Here is a 19,495-nt window from a genome sequence, read left to right as displayed (position 1 = left end):
CGATCATCGAGAGCAGCAGCGCTCCTCGCCCCAGGAAGGATCTTCATGATTCGTCGCGCATCGCTGGCCGTCCTGCTCGCTCTCGGCACCCTCGCCGTTATCAGCTCGCCCGCGCACGCCCGCGCCTGCAAGATCGACTATCACTGCGAAACGTACTACTACACCGACTCCGACCGCACCACGCTGGTGGGGGTCAAGTACGAGAACTGCGTCGGGGATGAGACGTGGGTGGGCAGGCGCGGGTCCTATCCGGTGTTCAACGAGAACCCCTGCTGAGAGTCCGCTCAGATAGTGTCCCCGTGATCACGGATGTGATCGCGGGGACACTGTTGGTCTACTTCGCCAACAGTGTCCCTTTGCGGAGGAGCGGGCGTTTTCGTGCTTCAGGAGCTAATCGCCGCCTACTACTACGGGCGTCACTGCCATACGCGCTAACCGGGGGCCAGGGGCGCGCCGGACCAGCAGTGTTGATCAACCGAGGTTGTCGGCCCGCCAGTCCTGGATCTGCTTTTGCAGGTTTTGAAAGAAGCTGCTCACCTGGTTCGCCTGTTCGGAAACGTTCTCGATCAGCTTCCGGTAGAAGCGGGCCACATCGTCAAACCTGTCAGTGAAGAAGTCATTGACCTCGTTGAACGCCGCGAATATTTCGTCTACCTGGTCGGGGTGGGCTCCCCCGCTCTCGATGATCTTTTCTGTTAGCACATGGAACAAGTCATTGGCCCCGAGCCTGTATTTCTCCGCCTGTTTGCGGATTAGATCTTGGACGTCACTCTTGGTTCTATCGCCTTTGAGGAACTGCTGCACGGCAGCGGCGACGTCCATGTTCTCGGCGACCAGCTCCTGGGTGCCGGTCACGAAGACGTCGAAGGCCTCCCGGACCTCGGCGGGAAGATCGGTCACCTTGGCAGTCGAGATGTGGCTGGGGAGGACGTGCTTCGCCGGCGGCGTGCGCCCCGCAGAGACCTCGGCCATGTGGAGCTTGCCGTGCGCGTGGATTGAGCGGACCAGATTCTTGAACTCCGCACCAGCGGGGGGCGAGGACATGCTGTCTCCTTTGGCTGGATGTCAAGCCGCCGCCAGCGCGCGGCTCCGGGTTTCGTTCTCGCAGGATGTTCCGCCTTCACCCAAGCAACCCTGAAACGATCTGTCCATCGGGATACCGCTCCCGAACCGCCTAAGTCATCTCAGGTGGATCGCCGGGTAGAGCGGATACGCGGCCATCAGATCGGCAACCTTCCTCGCGACATCCTCAGCCATCTACGACACGATGCGGTACATCCGGCTGGAGATCCACACGGTCTGCATCGGCGAGGCGGCCTCCGCGGTGGCGGTGCTGCTGGCGGCGGGCACGGCGGGCACGGCGGGCAAGCGCGCCGCGCTGCCGCACGCCCGTGTGCTGCCGCACGAGCCGCACACCGAGGGCGGTCGCGGGCAGGGCAGTTATTGCGGATGCTCACGCCTGCCGGCCACTGAGGAGAAAGCGACGTTCGCGACCGTGCGCCTGTTGACCGCCGTCGATGGCGACGACCTGCCCTGGAGGCCACCGCTGCCGCGCTGACACTGCGACCGTGCGTTGACTTTCCATGTTGGAATGTGATTGACTTTCCATCATGGAAAGCAATGCTGTCGAGGGGCTGGCCGTCATTGCCGAAGCCCGCGCAGCCCTCGCCGACCGGCTGATCACTCCGTGGTGGTATCACCCGATCTACGGGCTGCTGATGGCCGGCTGCATCCTCGCCTTCGGGCTCGGCGGCGCCGCGGTCAAGATCGGGGGCGTCGCGCTGCTCGCCGCGGGCTGCGTTGTGCTCACTCGCGCCTACCGCCGGCTGATCGGTGTCTGGGTGTCCGGCTTGGAAGCCGGCCCCGCCGGCCGGTGGCTCGGCGCGATGGGCGCGGTGGTGGTCTTGGGCGTCGTCGCCTCCGTCGGATTCGGTGCCTTGACCGATCTGCGGTGGCCGGTGTGGTGCCTGGCCATGGTGGGGTTCGCCGCCACCATCGTCTTGCGCCGGCGGTTCGACACCGCCCTCCAGGCCCACCTGAGGGCAGGCGCATGACCGGGCGGTTCGACGAGGTGGTGCACGCGCCGAACCGGTTGCGGATCTGCGCGCTGCTCGTCGCCTCGTCCAGCGCCGAGTTCGCGGTGCTCCGGGACATTCTCGGCGTGGCCGACTCGGTGCTGAGCAAACATCTGAAGGTGCTGCAGGACGCCGGTTACGTCGCGATGTCCAAGCCGACCGGGCGGGGCCGGGTGAAGACCTGGGTGAGCCTCACCGCCGAGGGCCGGCGCGCCTATGCCGGGCACGTCCAGGCGCTCAAGGCACTCCTCGACACTCCGGGCATACCGATTGGTACGCCGGAGGTGCCGCACGGGTGAACCCCGGATCGGTGATGGCTGCGAGATGGCAGGACAAAAGCCCGAGGTTCGCCGTGTGCCATCGGGACAAAACGTGAGGCCACGACCACGCTGAGCGCGCAGCGCATCCAGCGGGTCGCGGGCAAAAGTCGGGCCCCGGACAAAACGCCGTCGCCCGTAGTGACCAGCGACTGACGCGATGACGGCGGTCACACCGTGAAGTAGCCACGGGCGCAATGAGCCGCCCCCGCGCGCGGCGAACAGGACCAGCACCGTGCTCGGCGAGTGGTCGCGCCGCGCGGCCGATGCCGGCGCCGCGCGGCGGAGTCGACCAGCCCATCGTCCGCCGGACGGGTCGATCGCCATGAAGCAGCGGAGATGGCGCGAGAGTTCCGCGCCGCACCCCATCCGACCCTTCGGAGGTCTCAAACGATGCGAACCACACCTTCCACGACCGAACACGGCCGACGAATAGAAGAGAGCCGGATCGCCACCGTGGCGCAGCTCGAAGCGATCATCGGGCGCACGCCGGCGATGGTGAAGATGAAGGAGCTCGCGGAACTGGACGACGCCTGCCGGCACATGCTCTCCCTCGCGCCGCTCGCGGGTTTCGGCTACCGCGACGACGACGGGCGGCCCCGGACGACGCTGGTCGGTGGCAAGCCGGGCTTCGCCGAGGTCGAATCGCCGACCCGGATCGTTTTAGCCTCCGACGCGGACGCGTCGGGCGCGGTGTCGTTCGTCTTCCTGCTGCCCGGCGTCGGCGAGACGCTCCGGGTGAACGGCTCGGTCGCCGGGCGATCCCCTGGCCGGATCGTCGTCACTGTCAGTCAGGCCTATATCCACTGCGCACGGGCGATTCTCCGGTCCCGGCTGTGGGACCCGGTCGTTCCGGCGGCGTCCGTCTCCGCCGTCGCCGACGGGCCGCTGTCCGGCGCGGGCGTCGCCGGCTTCCTGGGGGCCACGCCGTTCCTCGTCGTCTCCTCCTGGGACCGTGACGGCGGCAGCGACACGAGCCCGCGCGGTGACACGCCCGGCTTCGTCCGGGTGATCGACGGGCACCGGCTGGCCATCCCGGACCGGCGCGGCAACAAGCGCGCGGACACCTCTCGCAACCTGCTCGCCGACGACCGGATCTCCATGGCGATGCTGGTTCCCGGCCGTACCGGTGTGCTGCACGTGAGCGGTACGGCCGTGCTCACGGACGACGCGAACCTGCTGGCGGACATGGCGCTGGGCGGCGCCGTCCCGCAGACCGCCCTCATCGTCACCGTCGAGCGGGCCGAACTGCGGCACAACCAGGCCGTCGCCGCCGCGAACCTCTGGGACCGCGCCAACCGCGCGGACGCGGCCACGCTCTCCGAGCTGATGGCGTCGACGATAGGGCAACTCGGTGCGAAGACGCCGGTGCTGCGCCGGCCGGCCAGGGCGCTGGCCGTGTTCTCCCGGCTGGCCCGGCGGATCATGGACGCCACCTACCGCCGCGCGCTCGAGAAGGAAGGCTACGGCGCCGCGACCGGCTCTCTCCCCGGCCGGCCGGTGCGGGTGATCGACGTGATCCGGGAGACGCCTGACGCGGTCACCCTGGTGTTCTCCGGGGCCGACACTGGGTTCGCGCCCGGCCAGTTCTACACGCTCCTCGTGGAGATCGACGGGCGTCTCGTCCGGCGCGCCTACTCGGCCACCTCCGTCCCCGGCACGGACCGGCTCGCGCTGACCGTCAAACGGGACGGGCTCTGCTCCACCTATCTCAACGACCACGCCCGCATCGGCGCCGAGATGCGCGTCCTCGGGCCGTCCGGCACGTTCCGCGTGACGGATCCCTCGGCGACCGGCGCGGAGTACGTCCTGATCGGCGCGGGCAGCGGCATCACGCCGCTAATGAGCATCATCCGTACGGTGCTCGCCGCCTCCCCCGACGCCACGATCACCCTGCTCTACGGCAACCGCACCGAGGCCGACATCATCTTCGCCGGCGACCTCGCGGCGCTGCGGGACGCCCATCCCGGCCGTTTCACGCTCCACCATGTGCTGTCCCGCCCCGGGCCGGGCTGGAGCGGCCGCACCGGCCGGATCGGCCCAGGTCACCTGAACCACTCGGAGCGCGCCCACTACTACATCTGCGGACCGGCGGCCATGCCGGCCGGCGTCCGCGACTGTCTCACCGGCCTCGGTGTCGCCCCGGACCGCCTGCACGAGGAGCGTTTCACCAGTGTGCCCACGGCGGCTCCCGAGCTGAGCGCGCGGACGATGACGGTCGGGAACACCGGTGACGTGGTGGTCGCCGCCGGTCAGACCATGCTCGACGCGGGCCTGGCCGCGGGCGTGCCGATGCCCTATTCGTGCACCGTCGGCAGCTGCGGCGAATGCCGGATCAAGCTCCTTCGCGGCGAGGTGAGGGGCACCGTCGAGGAGGGCGGCGTCCTCACCTGCGTCTCCTATCCACTGACCGACACCATCGTCGCGATCGAGTCCGCGGAACACCGATAGGGCCAGAATCTGAGGATTACGTCATCTTTTACTTGCGGTCGGGGGATTCCGTCAGTAAGCATGGAGTGCATGCAAGATGGCGCCCAGATCGACGAGCTGGACCGAGCGATCGTCGCGGCCCTGCAGTTGAACGGCCGTGCTCCCTGGAGCCTGGTCGCCCGGCTGGTGGGCGCGAGCGAGTCCACCGTGGTCCGCCGCGCCGCCCTGCTCGGCGAGCGCGGCCTGCTGCGCGTGATCGGCGTGGTCGACGTGCTGCGCTGCGGGCTCGGCGTGCCGGTGCTCAGCCGCTTCCGCTGCCGCCCCGGCAGCACGTACGAGGTGGCGGCCCGCATCGCCGGGCGGTCCGAGGCCAGGTTCGTGGCCGTGGTGTCCGGCAGCGCGGACTGCGTGGCCGAGTTCGTGGTGCCCACCCACGCCGAGATCGGCCGGGTGATGGTGGCCGACGTGCCCGGCGGCGACCTGGTCACGGAGAGCGAGACGCACGCGGTCATGCGGACGTTCGTCTCCAACCACGACTGGAACCCGGGCGTGCTGGACGAGCGGGCCACCGCCGAGTTGCGGGACGCGGCAGAGCTGCCGTTCGAGGACCGGTTCCGGCAGAGCCCGCCGGAGCGGCTCGACGAGCTGGAGCACCTGATCGTGCGGGCGCTCGGCGAGGACGGGCGCATGTCGTACAAGGCGCTGGCCAAGGTCGTGGGCAGCAGCGAGTCGACCGCCAAGCGGCGGGTCGAGTCGCTGGCGCGCCGCGGCTGCCTGCGCTTCCGCACGCTGGCGGAGCCGGAGGTGCTCGGGTACGCGGTGGAGTTCATGCTCTGGCTGGAGGTCGAGCCCGGCCTGCTGGAGCGGGCCGGCCAGCAGCTCGCCGCGCACCCGGCCACCCGCTACCTGTCGGCCACCACGGGGCGCTTCAACCTGGCAGGGCAGGTGGCGCTGCGCCACTACGGCGACCTGTTCCGCTATCTGAGCGACGACGTCGGCTCCCTGCCCGGACTGCGCGCCGCCGACGTCACCCTCCAGCTCACCACGCTCAAACGCGCATGGGCGCCGACCCCCGCCGCACGAATGGAGACCCCCTGATGACCGAACAGCATCCTTGGCAGTGGGACGAGCAGACCTGGCGCGGCCACGTCGCACGCGTGCGCGCCGGCCGGAGCCTTCGCCCCGCCTCCTGGCCCGGCGGCGCGAAGGTCGCCGTCGCGCTGTCCTTCGACTCCGACCACGAGACGATCCCGCTGCGCGAGGGCGAGACCCGGCCGGGCAAGCTCTCCCAGGGCGAGTACGGCTCCCGCGTCGGCGCGCCCCGCGTGCTGCGCCTGCTGGAGCGCTTCGGCGTCCCCGCCTCGTTCTTCATGCCGGCGGTCTCGGCGCTGCTGCACCCCGGCGAGGTGCGCGACTACGTCGCCGCCGGCCACGAGGTCGCCATGCACGGCTGGATCCACGAGCGCAACATGCAGCTCGACCCCGCCACCGAGCGGGAGCTGGCCCTGCGCGCCGCCGACACGCTGGAGGAGCTGGCCGGGACCCGCCCGGTGGGCATCCGCACCCCGTCGTGGGACTTCTCCGACCACACCCTGGCCATCACCCGTGAGCTGGGCCTGCGCTACGACTCCTCGCTGATGGCCGACGACGAGCCGTACGAGCTGCTGGCCGACGGCGAGCCGACCGGCATCGTGGAGATCCCGGTCGAGTGGATCAGGGACGACGCCCCTTACCTGAACATGGACCGCTACACGGCGGTGCGGCCGTACACGCCGCCGCGGCAGGTGGCCGGGATCTGGCGCGACGAGTTCGACGCCGCCCTCGCCGAGGGCGGCCTGTTCCAGCTCACCATGCACCCGCACATCATCGGCCACCGCTCCCGCATGGCCGCGCTGAGCGAGCTGCTGGAGCACATCGACGCGCACGAGGGCGTCTGGTACGCCACCCACGCCCAGATCGCCGAGTACGTTCTGGAGCACGCATGACAGCCCCCGACCTCGGCGCGACCACCCGTCTGACCCCGGCGCAGCGCAAGGCCATCGTGGCGGGCGCCATCGGCAACACCGTCGAATGGGTGGACTGGGCGATCTACACGACGTTCGCGTCGGTGTTCTCCAGCCAGTTCTTCCCCTCGGACAACCCGACCGCGAGCCTGCTGTCCACGCTGGTGGTCTTCGCCGTGGGCTTCCTCATGCGGCCCATCGGCGGCGCGATCCTGGGCGCGTACGGCGACCGGTACGGCCGCAAGAAGGGCATGACGCTGACCATCTCGCTGATGGCGGCGGCCGCGTTCGTGATCGCGATCTGCCCCGGCTACGAGAGCATCGGCATCCTGGCCCCGATCGTCCTGGTGCTGGCCCGCCTGGTCCAGGGCTTCTCGGCGGGCGGCGAGTTCGGCACCTCCTCGGCCTTCCTGGTGGAGTCCGCGGCGCCCGGCAGACGGGCGTTCGCCGGGTCCTGGCAGCAGGTCTCGGTGGGCGGCGGCGTGCTGGTCGCCTCGGGCCTGGGCACCGTGCTCACCTCGACCTTGGACGAGGCGGCGCTGCAGAGCTGGGGCTGGCGGATCGCGTTCGTCCTGGGCGGCCTGCTCGGGCTGGTCGGCCTGTGGCTGCGGGTCTCGGTGCCGGAGACCGAGGCGTTCGCCAAGGTGGAGTCGTCGGGCAGGAAGCGGGCGAACCCGCTGGTGAGCATGATGCGCGACCATCCGCGGGCGGCGCTGAGGGTGGCCGGGGTGACGATCGCCGGGACGCTGCTGTACTACATCTGGGTCAGCTACATGCCGACGTTCGCGCACATCGACACCGGGATGCCGCTGAACCAGGCGCTGCTGGCCAACACGATCGCGGTGCTGGTGTTCCTGATCCTGCTGCCGTTCGGCGGGCTGCTGTCGGACCTGGTCGGCCGCAAGCCCACGATGCTGGCCTTCGCGCTGGGGTTCCTGGTGCTGGCCTGGCCGGCCTTCCACTTCCTGGACGGCGGGTTCGGCTCGCTGCTGGTCATCGAGATCGTCGGCATGGTGTTCATGGTGGGCTACTCGGCGAACTGCGCGGTGATCATGGCCGAGCAGTTCCCGGCCGAGGTGCGCACGACCGGGATCGGGCTGCCGTACGCGCTGGCCGTGGCGATCTTCGGCGGCACCGCCCCCTACATCACCACCTGGCTCAGCTCCAGCGGCTACCGCGACCTGATCTGGGTGTACGTGGCCGGGGCCGCGCTCATCGGCGTGATCGTCTACGCCACCATGCCCGAGACCAAGGGAAAGGAGCTGACATGACGCGCCACGTGCTGGTCACCGGTGCGGCCGGCGGCATCGGCGCCGGGATCCGCGAGCTGTTCGAGGCCGAGGGCGACCGCGTCACCGGCGTGGACGTGCGGGCGCAGGGAAGCCCGCGGGAGATCGTCGCCGACCTGGCCGACGCGCCGGCCGCCGCCGCGCTGGTGGATCGGGCCTGGCGGGAGCACGGCCCGGTGGACGTCGTGGTCAACGCGGCGGGCATCTACCCGGCGACGCCGTTCCTGGAGATGACCGCCGCCCAGTGGGACCGGGTGCAGGACGTCAACGTCCGCGCCCCCATGCTGATCACCGCCGCGTTCGGCCGCGCCTGCGCCGCGAGCGGCCGTCCAGGGGCGGTGGTGAACATCGCCTCCGGGGCCGCCCTGCGCGCGCGGCCCGGCGCGGCCCACTACTGCACCTCGAAGGCCGCGCTGGAGATGCTCACCAAGGCCGCCGCCGTCGAGCTCGGCCCGCTCGGCGTGCGGGTCAACGCGGTCAGTCCCGGGTTCGTCACCGTGGACAGCGCCGCCAACCCCGTCACCGAGCAGTACGCCACCGCCGTCTCGGCCAACCCCCTGGGCCGTCGCGGCCTGCCGGCGGACGTGGCCGGGGCGGTGCGCTGGCTGGCCTCGGAGGAGGCCGCGTGGGTAACGGGCACGGTGCTGCGGGTGGACGGCGGGGCCTCGGCGGGCACCACCGCCCTGCCCCTGCACTGGAACGGAACGAGCGAGGTACAACGAGCATGAGCGGCCCGTACACGATCGTCGGTGGCGGCGCCATCGGCGGCACGATCGCCTTCCACCTGGCCGAGGCGGGGCACGAGGTGCTGCTCGTGGACGCCGACCCCGCGCACGTGACGGCGGTCCGCCGCGACGGCCTGGTCCTGCGCCGCGCCGACGGCGACCGGAGCGTCCGGGTGAGCGCCGCGAGCCCTGCTGAGACCCCCGCCGAGCCACCGCTGCGACGCGTGCTTTTGTGCGTGAAAGCCCAGGCCACGGCCGGTGCCGCCGCCTGGATCGCGCCCCGGCTGGCCCCGGACGGGTACGTCGTGTCGGTCCAGAACGGCCTCAACGAGCGGCTCATCGCCGGGCACGTGGGCGAGGAACGCGTCATCGGCGCGTTCGTGAACATCTTCGCCGACGTGGTCGAGCCGGGCGTCATCCGCGACGGCGGGCCGGGCGCGTTCGTGATCGGCGAGCTCGACGGCCGCTCCACCCCCCGCGTGGACCGCCTGGTGGCCGACCTGGCCGCGCTCGACGCCAAGGCCACCGCCAACGTCGGCGGCTACCTGTGGTCCAAGCTCGGCTTCGGCGCCATGCTGAGCGCGACGGCGCTGGCCGACGCCCCGATGGCCGACCTGATCGACCGGCACCGGCCGCTCATGCACGCGCTGGTGGCCGAGGTGTTCACGGTGGCGGCCGGGATGAGCCTGGAGCCGTTCGACGCCTTCGACGCGCGGGCCTACGTGCCCGGGGCGCCGGAGGGGGCCAGGCAGGAGGCGACGGACCGGCTGACCGCGTGGCTGCGTACCCAGCCGAAGGACCGCAGCGGCATCTGGCGTGACATCGCGGTCCGGCACCGCCCGATCGAGGTGCACGACCACTACCGGCCCGTCCTGGACAGGGCGCGGGCGGAGGGGGTGGCGACGCCGCTGCTGAGCGGCATGCTCGCCCGTCTGGCCGACGTCGAGACCGGCCGCGCCCGGATGAGCGAGGAGCACCTCACGGACCTGCCGCGCCAACAGGCAGGGCCCGGTTAAGCGGTTTAAGCGCTCCTTGTAAACTCTTGCCGGTTAACGGGGGAAATCGGGGGAGTGGCGCGTGCCGCTGGAGCAGGTACTGATGTTGCTCGTCGCAGCGGCAGGAGCGGGGTGGATCGACGCCGTCGTGGGCGGCGGCGGGCTGCTGCAACTCCCCGCCATCCTGGTGACCGGCATGCCGACGGTCGAGGCGATGGCCACCAACAAGTTGTCGTCGGTGTTCGGCACCGCCTCCGCCGCCGTGGCCTACGCCCGCTCCACCAAGGTGGACCGGCAGGTGGCGATCCCCGGAGCGGCGCTGGCCGTGCTGAGTGCCGGGCTGGGCGCGTGGGCGGCGGCGTCGATCTCGGCCGAGGTGCTGCGGCCCGCCGTCATGGTGGTGCTGCTGGGGGTGGCCGCGTTCGTGACGCTGCGTCCCTCGATGGGCGCCGTGCCGGTGCCGCACCTGCGTACCCAGCCGCGGGTGGCCGCGGCGGTGGCGACGGCGGGCGTGGGGATCGCCTTCTACGACGGCATCATGGGCCCGGGTACGGGGACGTTCCTCATCATCGCCTTCACCACCATCCTCGGCCTGGACTTCGTCGCCGCGTCCGCCTCCGCGAAGATCATCAACATCGGGACGAACGTCGGGGCGCTGGCGGTGTTCGCGGCGCAGGGGCACGTGCAGTGGGCGCTCGGCCTCGGCATGGCGGTGTGCAACGTGGCCGGCGCCCAGTTCGGCGCGCGGACGGCGATCAAGCGGGGCACCTCCTTCGTCCGGATCGTGCTGCTGGTCGTGGTCGTGGCCATGGTGATCAGGCTCGGCTGGCAGCAGTTCGGCTGAGGGCTCAGGCCGGTTCCTTCGCGCGTACCCGCAGAGCCGTGGCCGCCAGGGCGACGAACGCGGCCAGCAGCGCCGGGATGCCCAGCGCCCGCGGCAGCCCCGTCAGCTCGGCGGCGCCCCCGATGAAGACCGGCCCCGACAGCAGCCCCAGATAGCCGATCGCCGCCACCCGCGCCAGCGCGCGCCCGGCGAAGGCCGGGTCCCGGTGCCCGGCGGCCGAGAACACCTGCGGCACGATGCACGACAGCCCGGCGCCGAAACAGGCGAACCCGATCACGCCCGCGACCGGCTCGCCGACCAGCAGCGACAACCCCAGCCCCGCCGCCGCCAGCAGCCCGCAGCAGCGCACCAGCGGCACCGGCCCGAACCGCGCGGCCAGCCAGTCGCCCGCCAGCCGCCCGGCCGTCATCATGATCGAGAAGGCCGCGTACCCGGCGGCGGCGAACCCCGGCGAGGCCGCCAGGTCCTCGCGCAGGTAGACCGAGCTCCAGTCGGCCGAGGCCCCCTCGCCCACCAGGCAGCAGAACGCCAGCACGCCCAGGAACACGATCCCCTTGGGCCGCCCGGCCCGCCCGCTCACGGCCGGCTGGGGAGCGGGCGCCGAGCGCAGCGCCCACAACGCCGCCCACGCCGCCAGCACCGCGATGACCGCCCCCACCGACCAGAACGTGAGCGCCGGCGACAGCACGGCGTGCGCGAACAGCCCGCCCGCCGTGGCCCCGGCGAACCCGCCGACGCTGAAGACGGCGTGGAAGGAGGACATGATCGGCCGCCCGTGGGCCCGCTCCACCTCCACGGCGTTGGCGTTCATGGACACGTCGAGCACCCCGTGCACGACGCCGAACAGCAGCAGTGACGCCGCCAGCGTCTCCAGGCCGGGGGCGTAGGCGGGCGGCACGAGCACCAGGCCCTGCGCCAGGGCCGCCGGGATCATGATCCGGCTGGCGCCGTACCGGTCCACCAGGGGACCCACGGCGGTCATCCCGATCACCGCGCCGGCCGCGATGCCCAGCAGGGCCAGGCTGAACTGGCCGTCGCTGAGCTTCAGCCCCTCCTTGATGGGCGGGATGCGCGCCGTCCAGGTGCCGAGGGCCGCGCCCGACAGGAAGAACAACAGGTAGACGGCCACCCGTTCGCGTTTCACGCGGCCTCCTTGACCATCACGCCGGCCGCCACGAGCGCGTCGCGCTCCTCAGGCGGGATGCCGGGATCGGTCACCACCACGTCCAGCAGGTCGATCGGGCACACCGCGCCGAACGCCGTACGCGTGAACTTGCCCGAGTCGCACGCCACGATGACCCGCTGCGCCGAGGCCATGGCCGCCTGCTTGACCGCCACCTCCGGCAGGTCGTGCGCGGTCAGCCCGTGCTCGGCGGACAGGCCGCAGCAGCCGACCACCGCCGTGTCGAAGCGCAGCGCGCCGATCGAGCTCTGGGCGAGGGGCCCCATGACGTTCAGCTCGCCCTTGCGCACCTCGCCGCCGGGCAGCACCAGACGCACGCGCGGCGCGGCGGCCAGCAACATCACCGGCTGCAGCGCCAGCGGCAGCACGGTCACCCGCCGATCGACCAGCGCGCGGGCCACCTCCAGAGCGGTCGTGCCGCCGTCGAGCACCACCGCCTCCCCGTCGGCGATCAGCGCGGCCACCTGCTGCCCGATGAGCCGCTTGGTCTCCACCGCCTCCCGCTCGCGCACCCCGAACGGCGGCTCCTCGCCGCGCAGCAGCAGCGACAGCGCGCCACCCCTGACCCGGCGCACCACCCCCTGCTGGGCCAGCTCGTCCAGGTCACGCCTGATCGTCATCTCGGACACGCCGTGCTCGGTGGCCAGTTCGGCCACGGACACGCTGTCGTGCGTACGCAAGGTGTTCATGATGGCTCGCACACGTTCCATGTGTTCATACAAACATAGCTTTTGTGCGCAATACAATGAAAATATGCGTGCCAGCCGCCTGCTCTCGCTTCTCCTCCTCCTGCAGACGCGGGGCCGCATGACCGCGCCAGAACTGGCGGGCGAGCTGGAGGTGTCGGTCCGCACGGTCTACCGCGACGTGGAGGCGCTGTCGTCGGCCGGCGTCCCGGTCTACGCCGACCGCGGACCGGCGGGCGGGTACCAGCTCCTCGACGGCTACCGCACCCGGCTCAACGGGCTGACGGCCGAGGAGGCGTCGTCGTTGTTCCTGGCCGGGCTGCCCGGTCCGGCCGCGGAACTGGGGCTGGCGGAGGTGGCGGCCAACGCCGAGCTGAAACTGCTGGCCGCGCTGCCGCCCGAGCCGCGCTCGCACGCCTCACGGATGCGCGAGCGGTTCCTGCTGGACGTGCCCGGCTGGTACCGCTCGGCCGACGACGTGCCGCACCTGAGCGCGGTGGCCGAGGCAGTGTGGGACCAGCGGGTGCTGCACATGACCTACCGGCGATGGGGGCAGCGCGAGGTGGACCGGGTGATCCATCCGTACGGGCTGGTGCTCAAGGGCGGCTCCTGGTACCTGGTGGCGGCGCCGCCGGAGGGGTCGGCCCGTACGTACCGGGTGGCGCGGATCCTGACGCTGGAGACGCTGCCGGACCGGTTCGCCCGGCCGGAGGGGTTCGATCTGGGCGAATTCTGGCAGGCGTACGCCAAGGAGTTCCGCGAGCGGATGTACACCGCCGAGGCCGTCATCAAGCTGGCGCCCGGGCGGCGGGACCTGCTGGCGTACACGATGGGCTCCGACGTGGTCGCCGCCGCGCTGGCCGCGGCAGGCGAGCCCGACCCCGAGGGGTGGCTGACGCTCACCGTGCCGATCGAGTCGATCACCCACGCGCGCTGGCTGCTGCTGCGCATGGGGGCCGACATCGAGGTGCTCGGCCCGCCGGAGCTGCGGACGCTGATGGAGGAGGCGGTCGCGGAGCTCGCCAAGGTGTACCGCTGAAAAATCAGGCGATATTCGGGCGCCGGTCTGTCAGCATCCCTCGCATGTATCTTCTCGCATTCGTCGGCGCGTGCGTCCTGGTGGCCATGGTGCCCGGGGTCAGCACCGCCGTCATCCTGCGCCAGACCCTGCGCGCGGGCCGCGGCTCCGGCCTGGCCGCCACGCTCGGCAACGAGACCGGGATCCTGCTGTGGGGGCTGGCCGCCGCGTTCGGCCTGTCGGCCCTGCTGGTGGCCTCACAGGTGGCCTACGACGTGATGCGCGTGACCGGCGCGGCCGTGCTGGTCGTGATGGGCGCGCAGGCGTTGTGGCAGGCCCGGAAGGGGGCCGCTCCCGCGCCCGGGGGGCAGGCGCTGCCGGGGCTGCGCGGGCCCTACCTGGCCGGGGTGGGGACGTGCCTGGCCAACCCGAAGGCGGCGGTGTTCGCGATGTCGTTCCTGCCGCAGTTCGTCCCCGCCGGGCAGGACGTGCGGCTGACACTCGTCACGCTGGCCGTGGTGTGGGTGGCGGTGGACCTGCTCTGGTACGGGCTGCTCATCTGGGCCGTGGCCAGGGCCAAGGCGTGGCTTGACCGCCCGGCGGTCAAGCGGCGGCTGGAGCAGGTCTCCGGCGCGGTGCTGATCGCTCTCGGCGTCCGGATGGTGGTGGAGGCGCGATGACGATCTGGTACGAGGAGCGGGGCGCGGGCGAGCCGGTGGTGCTGCTGCACTCGTCGGCGGCCGACTCCGGCATGTGGGACGCGCAGTGGGAGGCGCTCTCCGCGCGCTTCCGGGTGATCAAGGTGGACTTCCGGGGGTACGGGCACAGTCCCTACGCGGCGCGGGAGCCGTACAGCGACGCGGGCGACGTGGCCAAGGTGCTGGCCGCGCTGGGCGTCACCCGGGCGGCCATGGTCGGCTCGTCGGGCGCGGGCCGGACGGCGCTGGAGCTGGCCTGCGCCGGGCTGGCCGGGCGGCTGGTGCTGCTCAACCCGATCTCCACGCTGGAGCCGACGCCGGACCTGCGGGCGTACTGGCAGGAGGAGAACCGCCTGCTGGAGCAGGGCGACGTGGAGGGGGCCGCGGAGCTGAACGCGCGCACGCTGCTCGGGCCCGAGGCGACGGACGAGGCGTGGCGGCGGCTGGTGGCGATGCAGCGGCACGCGTTCGAGCTGCAACTGGCCGCCGATCCCGAGCCCGAGCAGGTGGAGGGCGAGCTGACCCTGGCGCAGGTGGACGTGCCCGCGCTGGTGGTGGCGGGCGCGCACGACCTGCCGTACTTCCGCGACAGCGCCCGCCACCTGGCCCGCGAACTGCCCCAGGCCCGGCTGCTGGAGCTGGAGTGGGCCGGGCACCTTCCCGCGCTCGAACGTCCCGAGGAGATCAACGGGCTGCTGCTGGATTACCTTTAGTCCATGACGAACGACCTGGCGACCCTCGTGAGGCAGGCGCAGGACGACGATCCGCTGCTGGCGCTGCACGCCACCACCGCGTTGCGGCGTGAGATCGAGCGCCTGGAGGCCGTGCAGGTGCGGCGGGCCCGGGTGGCCGGGCTGGCCTGGGCCCAGATCGCCGACGCGGTCGGGGTGAGCAAGCAGGCGGTGCACAAGAAGTACGGCCGCCGCTAGCGCTGCCGCCCGGCCCGGAACGCCCGCACCTGGTCCAGCGTGCGGGCGCGCTCGTCTTCTCCGGCCCAGCCGGACCTCTACGCCTGCCGATCGACCGCGTAGGTGCTCTGGACGACGCCCGCTCCGAACACCCTGGTCGACAGGTGGGCGAGCGGGACGTCGCCGCCGACCGGGCCGAACAGCGGCAGCCCGGTGCCGATGAGAACCGGCACGGTGGTGATGGTCATCTCGTCGATCAGCCCCGCCCGCAGGAAGGCGCGGATGACCTGGCCGCCGTCCACGTACACGCTCTTGGCGCCGCGTTCGCTCAGCCCGCGCACGAGCCCGTCGAGGTCGCGATACACGCTCACCCGCGGGTCCGCGCCGTCCTCCAGCGTGGTGCTGAGCACCGCGACGTGCCGTCCCTCGTGCGGCCACGGATCGTAGGTCAGACCCGGCTCGTACGTGCCCCGCCCCATGACGACGGCGTCGATGCCGCCGATGAACGCGTCGTAGCCCAGATCGTCTCCGGCGGCCTCGCCCCTGCTGGTGAGCCAGTGGAGGTCCCCGTCCTCGCGGGCGATGAACCCGTCGAGACTGATCCCGATGAACACCGCCGCCTTGAACGGCCTGTCCGCGGTCATGTGCGCCTCCCATTTATAAACGTTGGTTCGTTTACAAACGTAGCACGGGGTTCTGTCGGTGGCGGCGGCCATGATGAGGGCCATGGCTTCATGGCAGGAATTCGACCGGCAGGCACCCGAGCTGGCCAGCGTGGCCCGGCGCCTGCTGGACGCCTACGCGCACAAGGTCCTGGCGACGTTGCGCAAGGACGGCTCGCCCCGGGTGAGCGGCATCGAGACGAGCTTCAGGGACGGCGAGCTGTGGACGGGATCCATGCCCCGCGCGGTCAAGGCCGCCGACCTGCGGCGGGATCCGCGCATGGCGATCCACGTGACCTCCCGCGATCCGGACAAGGCGGATCCGTCCTCATGGGAGGGGGATCTGAAACTGGCCGGCCGGGCGGTGGAGGTCACCGATGAGGGGGTGCTGGCCTCCTTCGAGCTGCCCGAGTCCGATTCGCACCTGTTCCGGATCGAGCTGACCGAGGTCGCGTGGACGCGCGTCGAGGGCAACGAACTCATCATCGCCTCGTGGCGTGAGGGCGTGGGGGTGCGGGAGTTCCGCCGTACGTGATCTACAATGTAAAGGCGCCGGGTCCTCTGACTACGACCGACGGCCGGTACGACGCGCCGGGGCGGCCAGCACGATCACGCGGTGGACCAGCCATTCCAGCGGCCCCCGCCCGGCCCATCGCAACCACAGCGGGGAGAAGACCAACGCGACGGCGACCATGCCCGCGTACAGGGTGAAGGCATAGGGCGGGTCGCCCGCCACCCGCTCGATGAAGATCTGGTGAGCGGCGTACCACGTCAGCGCCAGGCTCCCCGTAGCGGTCAGCGGCCGGAGCGCACGCCGCCAGCCGGGCCGCTCCAGCAGCGTGAGGAGAGCGGCCAGCAGCAACAGGCCGGCACCGGTCATCATCGGCGCCATCGGGATGCTCAGCGCGTACAGCTGGTCCGGCGGCAGGGTCAGCACCGACGCCCACGGCTGCGTCATCGGGCCGCTCGTGGACGCCATCATCGCCGCCAGCGCCCGCCCGGCGCCCAGCGGGCCGAGCGCGAACCACGACACCAGCCAGCAGGCCGCCACCAGCAGCGCGCCGCAGACGGCCATTCGCCGGCGAACGGCGGGGCTGCGCAGGTCCAGCCGTCCGATGGCCAGCCCGGCCAGCAGCAGCGGAATCGCGTACGGGGTCTGGAAGCCGCCGCCCATCAGCAGGTGGTGGAGCTTGGCGAGCCAGTCCTGCGGCTGGATCAACAGGGCGAGGCCGAAGGCCGGTTCCGCGCCGGGGTTCATGGGGGAGATGGCCCAGGTGCTGCCGTAGTTCAGCACGACGAAGCAGAAGACGGGCAGCACGACGCCGGTGACGCCGGCCGTGACCAGCAGCGTGCGCGGGCGCAGCCGTACCAGCGGGATCAGGATCAGCAGCCACACGGCGTAGAACTCGAGAATGGACAGGTTCAGGCCGGACAGCTGATCCACGCACAGACTGATCAGCAGCAACATGGCCGCGCGTATCGCGAGCCGTTTTCTGGCCGCCTTCAGCCGGTCGCCGTCCAGCGGCGCCGGGCCGCCGGTCATCAGCGCCACCGAGATGCCGGCCATCAGCACGAAAAGGCTCATCGATCGGCCGGAGACGGCGTGCTCGATCCAGTCCAGCAGGGCCGGCTTGTCCCGCGCCGGAGCCGGGCTCAGCCATCCGGTGGGGCTGACGTGCATGTAGACCATGCCCACGATGGCCAGCGCCCGTACGGCGTCCAGCCCAGGTAGCCGCCCCTGCGGGAGCTGGGACCTGACGGTCGGGGGAACGTGCGTGGAATGGCTCATTTCAGGTGGTCCTCCAAAAGCGCGGGCCTTTTTGAATAAGTCGAGCACCACCGTAAAGGCCCTTTCCGTCGATTCATTTCACCTTTCCCATCGGCCGTCCGGAGATAATCCATAGATTCTGTAACAGCATTTGGGCGGTATTATCGGCGTCATGTCGTCGAAGAAACGGTTCGCCGCGGGAGCCGCGCTGTGCGGTCTCCTCCTGGCCGGGTGCGGGATCGATCCGCGGATACGCCAGGAGCCTCCGGCCGGACAGGGCACGCCCTCATCGGCGCCGTCGCAGACGGCCACGGCGACCCGGTCCGGCCTGGACGGCCTGCGGGTGCTGCGCGGGGATCCGCGCCTGAGCACGAAGGTCACCTCCGCGATCGAACGGTGCGAAGGCGGCCGGTACCCGGTCTACTCCGACGAGATCTCCCTGTCCGGCGACTGGGGAAGCGTCCGCCTGGTGGCCGTCACCGTCTACACCTGCCCCGGCCGGACCTGCGGATACGAGGGCACACGCGGCACCTACGTCTACCGCCTCGAGTCGGACCGGCCGGGCGAGCGGGTCTACGCCGACCAGGGCGCGGGCAGCCGCGTCGAGGTGCACGACGCCGCCCTGGTCCTGGTGCGGCCGGACTACCTGCCCGACGACGCCGCCTCCTGCCCGACCGCCACGCGGACGACGCCGCTGCGCTGGAGTGGCCGCGCCCTCGTCCTCGACGGCGCGTGAACACGAAAGCAGGCTCCATGCCCACCGACGGGACCCCGCACGTGCTGTTCGTCGAGGACGACGAGGTGATCAGGGAGGTGACGCAGCTGACCCTGGAACGCGACGGCTTCACGGTCACGACCGCCGCCGACGGAGTGGCCGGGCTGGACGCCTTTCGCGCCCGCACGCCCGATGTGGCGCTGCTGGATGTGATGCTGCCCGGCATGAACGGAGTGAGCCTGTGCCGGCGTATCCGCGCCGAGAGCCTCATACCGGTGATCATGGTGTCGGCCCGGGACGACGCCGTCGACGTGGTCGTCGGCCTGGAGGCGGGCGCCGACGACTACGTGACCAAGCCGTTCGACGGCTCGGTGCTGCTGGCCCGCATCCGCGCGGTGCTGCGCCGCACCGGGCAGGGTGGCGCGCGCGCCGGCCGGCTGCGTTTCGGCGATGTGGACATCGACGTCGAGGGCGTGCGGGTGCTGCGCGGCGGCAGGCCGGTGGCGCTCACGCCGACCGAGATGCGGCTGCTGCTGCGGTTCGCCGAGTCGCCCGGCACCGTGCTCAGCAGGGACGTGCTGCTGGAGAGCGTCTGGGACTACGCCGTCGGCGGCGACTCCCGGGTCGCCGACATCCACGTGCAGCGGCTGCGCAACAAGATCGGCGCCGACCGGATCGAGACCGTGCGTGGTTTCGGCTACAAGCTGCTCGCGGAGCCCGGATGAGGCTCCGGCGTTCGGTGGGACCGCGCCGGATGAGGCTCCCGCGTGCGGTGGGGCCGCGCCGGATGAGCCTGCGCTGGAAGATCAGCGCCACCGTCGCCGCGGTGAGCGTCCTGGTGGCGGTGGCGCTGAGCCTCATCGTCCACCTCGCCTACGCCGGCAGGCAGGCCGACGACGCCCACCGCTTGCAGACCGAACGCATCGGACTGCTGCTGCGCGAATACCACCGCGGCGGCCAGGCGGCCTTCGGCAGCCGGTTGGACGACCCGGCCCTGCCCGCCGACCTGCGCGCGGCGGTCGGCGACGGTACGGTGGCCACCGCGCTGCGCCAGACCTCCGAGGGCACCTTCATCTGGGCGGCGGCCGGCGCCGGCGGGCACGTCCTGTCCCTGCGCTCGGACTACCGGCCCAGGCTCGACGACCTGGCCGCGCTGGACCGGGTCCTGCTGCTGGGCTC

At 71.5% G+C, this 19,495-nt stretch carries 22 protein-coding genes and 2 pseudogenes; 19 read left to right on the top strand and 5 right to left on the bottom strand.

Annotated elements, in window-relative coordinates:
* The first annotated feature begins 45 nt into the window (after positions 1 to 45).
* Positions 46 to 276 (top strand): DUF6289 family protein, encoded by a 231-nt coding sequence (locus ACFPZ3_RS01470; protein ID WP_379512068.1) that lies wholly within the window; start codon positions 46 to 48, stop codon positions 274 to 276.
* A 195-nt stretch (positions 277 to 471) separates the two neighbouring features.
* On the opposite strand, the gene ACFPZ3_RS01465 is transcribed toward ACFPZ3_RS01470, so the two are convergent.
* Positions 472 to 1,044 carry a hypothetical protein gene (locus ACFPZ3_RS01465; RefSeq protein ID WP_379512067.1) on the bottom strand — a complete coding sequence of 191 codons (573 nt, stop codon included), beginning with the start codon at positions 1,042 to 1,044 and terminating at the stop codon, positions 472 to 474.
* Positions 1,045 to 1,249: 205 nt separating this feature from the next.
* Here ACFPZ3_RS01465 and ACFPZ3_RS01460 point away from each other — a divergent pair.
* From ACFPZ3_RS01460 to ACFPZ3_RS01415, 10 genes and pseudogenes are all read left to right on the top strand, one after another.
* Positions 1,250 to 1,441, top strand: a pseudogene (locus ACFPZ3_RS01460) (ATP-dependent Clp protease proteolytic subunit); the annotation flags it as partial.
* A 169-nt stretch (positions 1,442 to 1,610) separates the two neighbouring features.
* The gene (locus ACFPZ3_RS01455) at positions 1,611 to 2,054 is read left to right on the top strand and encodes a hypothetical protein (RefSeq protein ID WP_379512066.1); all 444 of its coding nucleotides are present in this window, start codon (positions 1,611 to 1,613) and stop codon (positions 2,052 to 2,054) included.
* Complete coding sequence (locus tag ACFPZ3_RS01450) at positions 2,051 to 2,374, top strand: transcriptional regulator (RefSeq protein WP_379512065.1); 324 nt, start codon at positions 2,051 to 2,053, stop codon at positions 2,372 to 2,374. Before ACFPZ3_RS01455 ends, ACFPZ3_RS01450 begins: the two co-directional genes overlap by 4 nt.
* A gap of 411 nt (positions 2,375 to 2,785) precedes the next feature.
* Positions 2,786 to 4,843: a 2Fe-2S iron-sulfur cluster-binding protein gene (locus ACFPZ3_RS01445; protein ID WP_379512064.1), complete on the top strand. Its 2,058-nt coding sequence runs from the start codon at positions 2,786 to 2,788 to the stop codon at positions 4,841 to 4,843.
* Between the two features lie 69 nt (positions 4,844 to 4,912).
* On the top strand, positions 4,913 to 5,920 hold the full coding sequence (locus ACFPZ3_RS01440) for an Lrp/AsnC family transcriptional regulator (protein ID WP_379512063.1): 1,008 nt from the start codon (positions 4,913 to 4,915) through the stop codon (positions 5,918 to 5,920).
* Positions 5,920 to 6,807, top strand: a complete 888-nt coding sequence (locus ACFPZ3_RS01435) for a polysaccharide deacetylase family protein (protein WP_379512062.1) — start codon at positions 5,920 to 5,922, stop codon at positions 6,805 to 6,807. The genes ACFPZ3_RS01440 and ACFPZ3_RS01435 overlap by 1 nt, the downstream gene beginning before the upstream one ends.
* A complete protein-coding gene (locus ACFPZ3_RS01430) occupies positions 6,804 to 8,096 on the top strand; it encodes an MFS transporter (protein ID WP_379512061.1) in 1,293 nt (430 codons plus the stop codon). Before ACFPZ3_RS01435 ends, ACFPZ3_RS01430 begins: the two co-directional genes overlap by 4 nt.
* A complete protein-coding gene (locus ACFPZ3_RS01425; protein WP_379512060.1) occupies positions 8,093 to 8,842 on the top strand; it encodes an SDR family NAD(P)-dependent oxidoreductase in 750 nt (249 codons plus the stop codon). Before ACFPZ3_RS01430 ends, ACFPZ3_RS01425 begins: the two co-directional genes overlap by 4 nt.
* The gene (locus ACFPZ3_RS01420; RefSeq protein ID WP_379512059.1) at positions 8,839 to 9,855 is read left to right on the top strand and encodes a ketopantoate reductase family protein; all 1,017 of its coding nucleotides are present in this window, start codon (positions 8,839 to 8,841) and stop codon (positions 9,853 to 9,855) included. The genes ACFPZ3_RS01425 and ACFPZ3_RS01420 overlap by 4 nt, the downstream gene beginning before the upstream one ends.
* A 61-nt stretch (positions 9,856 to 9,916) precedes the next feature.
* Entirely contained in the window at positions 9,917 to 10,678 is a 762-nt protein-coding gene (locus ACFPZ3_RS01415) for a sulfite exporter TauE/SafE family protein (RefSeq protein ID WP_379512058.1), read from the top strand.
* Between the two features lie 4 nt (positions 10,679 to 10,682).
* On the opposite strand, the gene ACFPZ3_RS01410 is transcribed toward ACFPZ3_RS01415, so the two are convergent.
* Together ACFPZ3_RS01410 and ACFPZ3_RS01405 are read right to left on the bottom strand one after the other, a co-directional pair.
* The gene (locus tag ACFPZ3_RS01410; RefSeq protein WP_379512057.1) at positions 10,683 to 11,822 is read right to left on the bottom strand and encodes an MFS transporter; all 1,140 of its coding nucleotides are present in this window, start codon (positions 11,820 to 11,822) and stop codon (positions 10,683 to 10,685) included.
* Positions 11,819 to 12,571, bottom strand: coding sequence for a DeoR/GlpR family DNA-binding transcription regulator (locus ACFPZ3_RS01405; protein ID WP_379512056.1), 753 nt, complete (start codon positions 12,569 to 12,571; stop codon positions 11,819 to 11,821). Before ACFPZ3_RS01405 ends, ACFPZ3_RS01410 begins: the two co-directional genes overlap by 4 nt.
* A gap of 43 nt (positions 12,572 to 12,614) precedes the next feature.
* Between ACFPZ3_RS01405 and ACFPZ3_RS01400 the strand changes: the two genes are divergently transcribed.
* The 4 genes from ACFPZ3_RS01400 to ACFPZ3_RS01385 are packed head-to-tail and all read left to right on the top strand — an operon-like array spanning position 12,615 to position 15,192.
* Positions 12,615 to 13,586 carry a helix-turn-helix transcriptional regulator gene (locus tag ACFPZ3_RS01400; protein ID WP_379512055.1) on the top strand — a complete coding sequence of 324 codons (972 nt, stop codon included), beginning with the start codon at positions 12,615 to 12,617 and terminating at the stop codon, positions 13,584 to 13,586.
* A 44-nt stretch (positions 13,587 to 13,630) separates the two neighbouring features.
* Positions 13,631 to 14,245 carry a LysE family translocator gene (locus ACFPZ3_RS01395; RefSeq protein WP_379512054.1) on the top strand — a complete coding sequence of 205 codons (615 nt, stop codon included), beginning with the start codon at positions 13,631 to 13,633 and terminating at the stop codon, positions 14,243 to 14,245.
* The gene (locus ACFPZ3_RS01390) at positions 14,242 to 14,976 is read left to right on the top strand and encodes an alpha/beta fold hydrolase (protein WP_379512053.1); all 735 of its coding nucleotides are present in this window, start codon (positions 14,242 to 14,244) and stop codon (positions 14,974 to 14,976) included. The genes ACFPZ3_RS01395 and ACFPZ3_RS01390 overlap by 4 nt, the downstream gene beginning before the upstream one ends.
* Positions 14,977 to 14,979: 3 nt before the next feature.
* On the top strand, positions 14,980 to 15,192 hold the full coding sequence (locus tag ACFPZ3_RS01385; RefSeq protein ID WP_379512052.1) for a hypothetical protein: 213 nt from the start codon (positions 14,980 to 14,982) through the stop codon (positions 15,190 to 15,192).
* A gap of 77 nt (positions 15,193 to 15,269) precedes the next feature.
* Here the strand turns inward: ACFPZ3_RS01385 and ACFPZ3_RS01380 are convergent, their stop codons facing one another.
* Positions 15,270 to 15,815: a dihydrofolate reductase family protein gene (locus tag ACFPZ3_RS01380; RefSeq protein WP_379512051.1), complete on the bottom strand. Its 546-nt coding sequence runs from the start codon at positions 15,813 to 15,815 to the stop codon at positions 15,270 to 15,272.
* Positions 15,816 to 15,897: 82 nt separating this feature from the next.
* Between ACFPZ3_RS01380 and ACFPZ3_RS01375 the strand changes: the two genes are divergently transcribed.
* Complete coding sequence (locus ACFPZ3_RS01375) at positions 15,898 to 16,368, top strand: pyridoxamine 5'-phosphate oxidase family protein (RefSeq protein WP_379512050.1); 471 nt, start codon at positions 15,898 to 15,900, stop codon at positions 16,366 to 16,368.
* A gap of 30 nt (positions 16,369 to 16,398) precedes the next feature.
* Here ACFPZ3_RS01375 and ACFPZ3_RS01370 read toward each other — a convergent pair whose 3' ends face one another.
* Complete coding sequence (locus ACFPZ3_RS01370) at positions 16,399 to 17,622, bottom strand: DUF418 domain-containing protein (protein WP_379512049.1); 1,224 nt, start codon at positions 17,620 to 17,622, stop codon at positions 16,399 to 16,401.
* A gap of 151 nt (positions 17,623 to 17,773) precedes the next feature.
* Between ACFPZ3_RS01370 and ACFPZ3_RS01365 the strand changes: the two genes are divergently transcribed.
* From ACFPZ3_RS01365 to ACFPZ3_RS01355, 3 genes and pseudogenes are all read left to right on the top strand, one after another.
* The gene (locus tag ACFPZ3_RS01365) at positions 17,774 to 18,337 is read left to right on the top strand and encodes a hypothetical protein (RefSeq protein ID WP_379512048.1); all 564 of its coding nucleotides are present in this window, start codon (positions 17,774 to 17,776) and stop codon (positions 18,335 to 18,337) included.
* Positions 18,338 to 18,354: 17 nt separating this feature from the next.
* Entirely contained in the window at positions 18,355 to 19,041 is a 687-nt protein-coding gene (gene cseB / locus ACFPZ3_RS01360) for a two-component system response regulator CseB (RefSeq protein WP_379512047.1), read from the top strand.
* Between the two features lie 29 nt (positions 19,042 to 19,070).
* Positions 19,071 to 19,495, top strand: a pseudogene (locus tag ACFPZ3_RS01355) (two-component sensor histidine kinase); the annotation flags it as partial.

This window comes from Nonomuraea insulae, assembly GCF_042656245.1.
The sequence above is the reverse complement of the archived record's forward strand: the minus strand, read 5'-3'. Positions and strand labels throughout refer to the sequence as shown.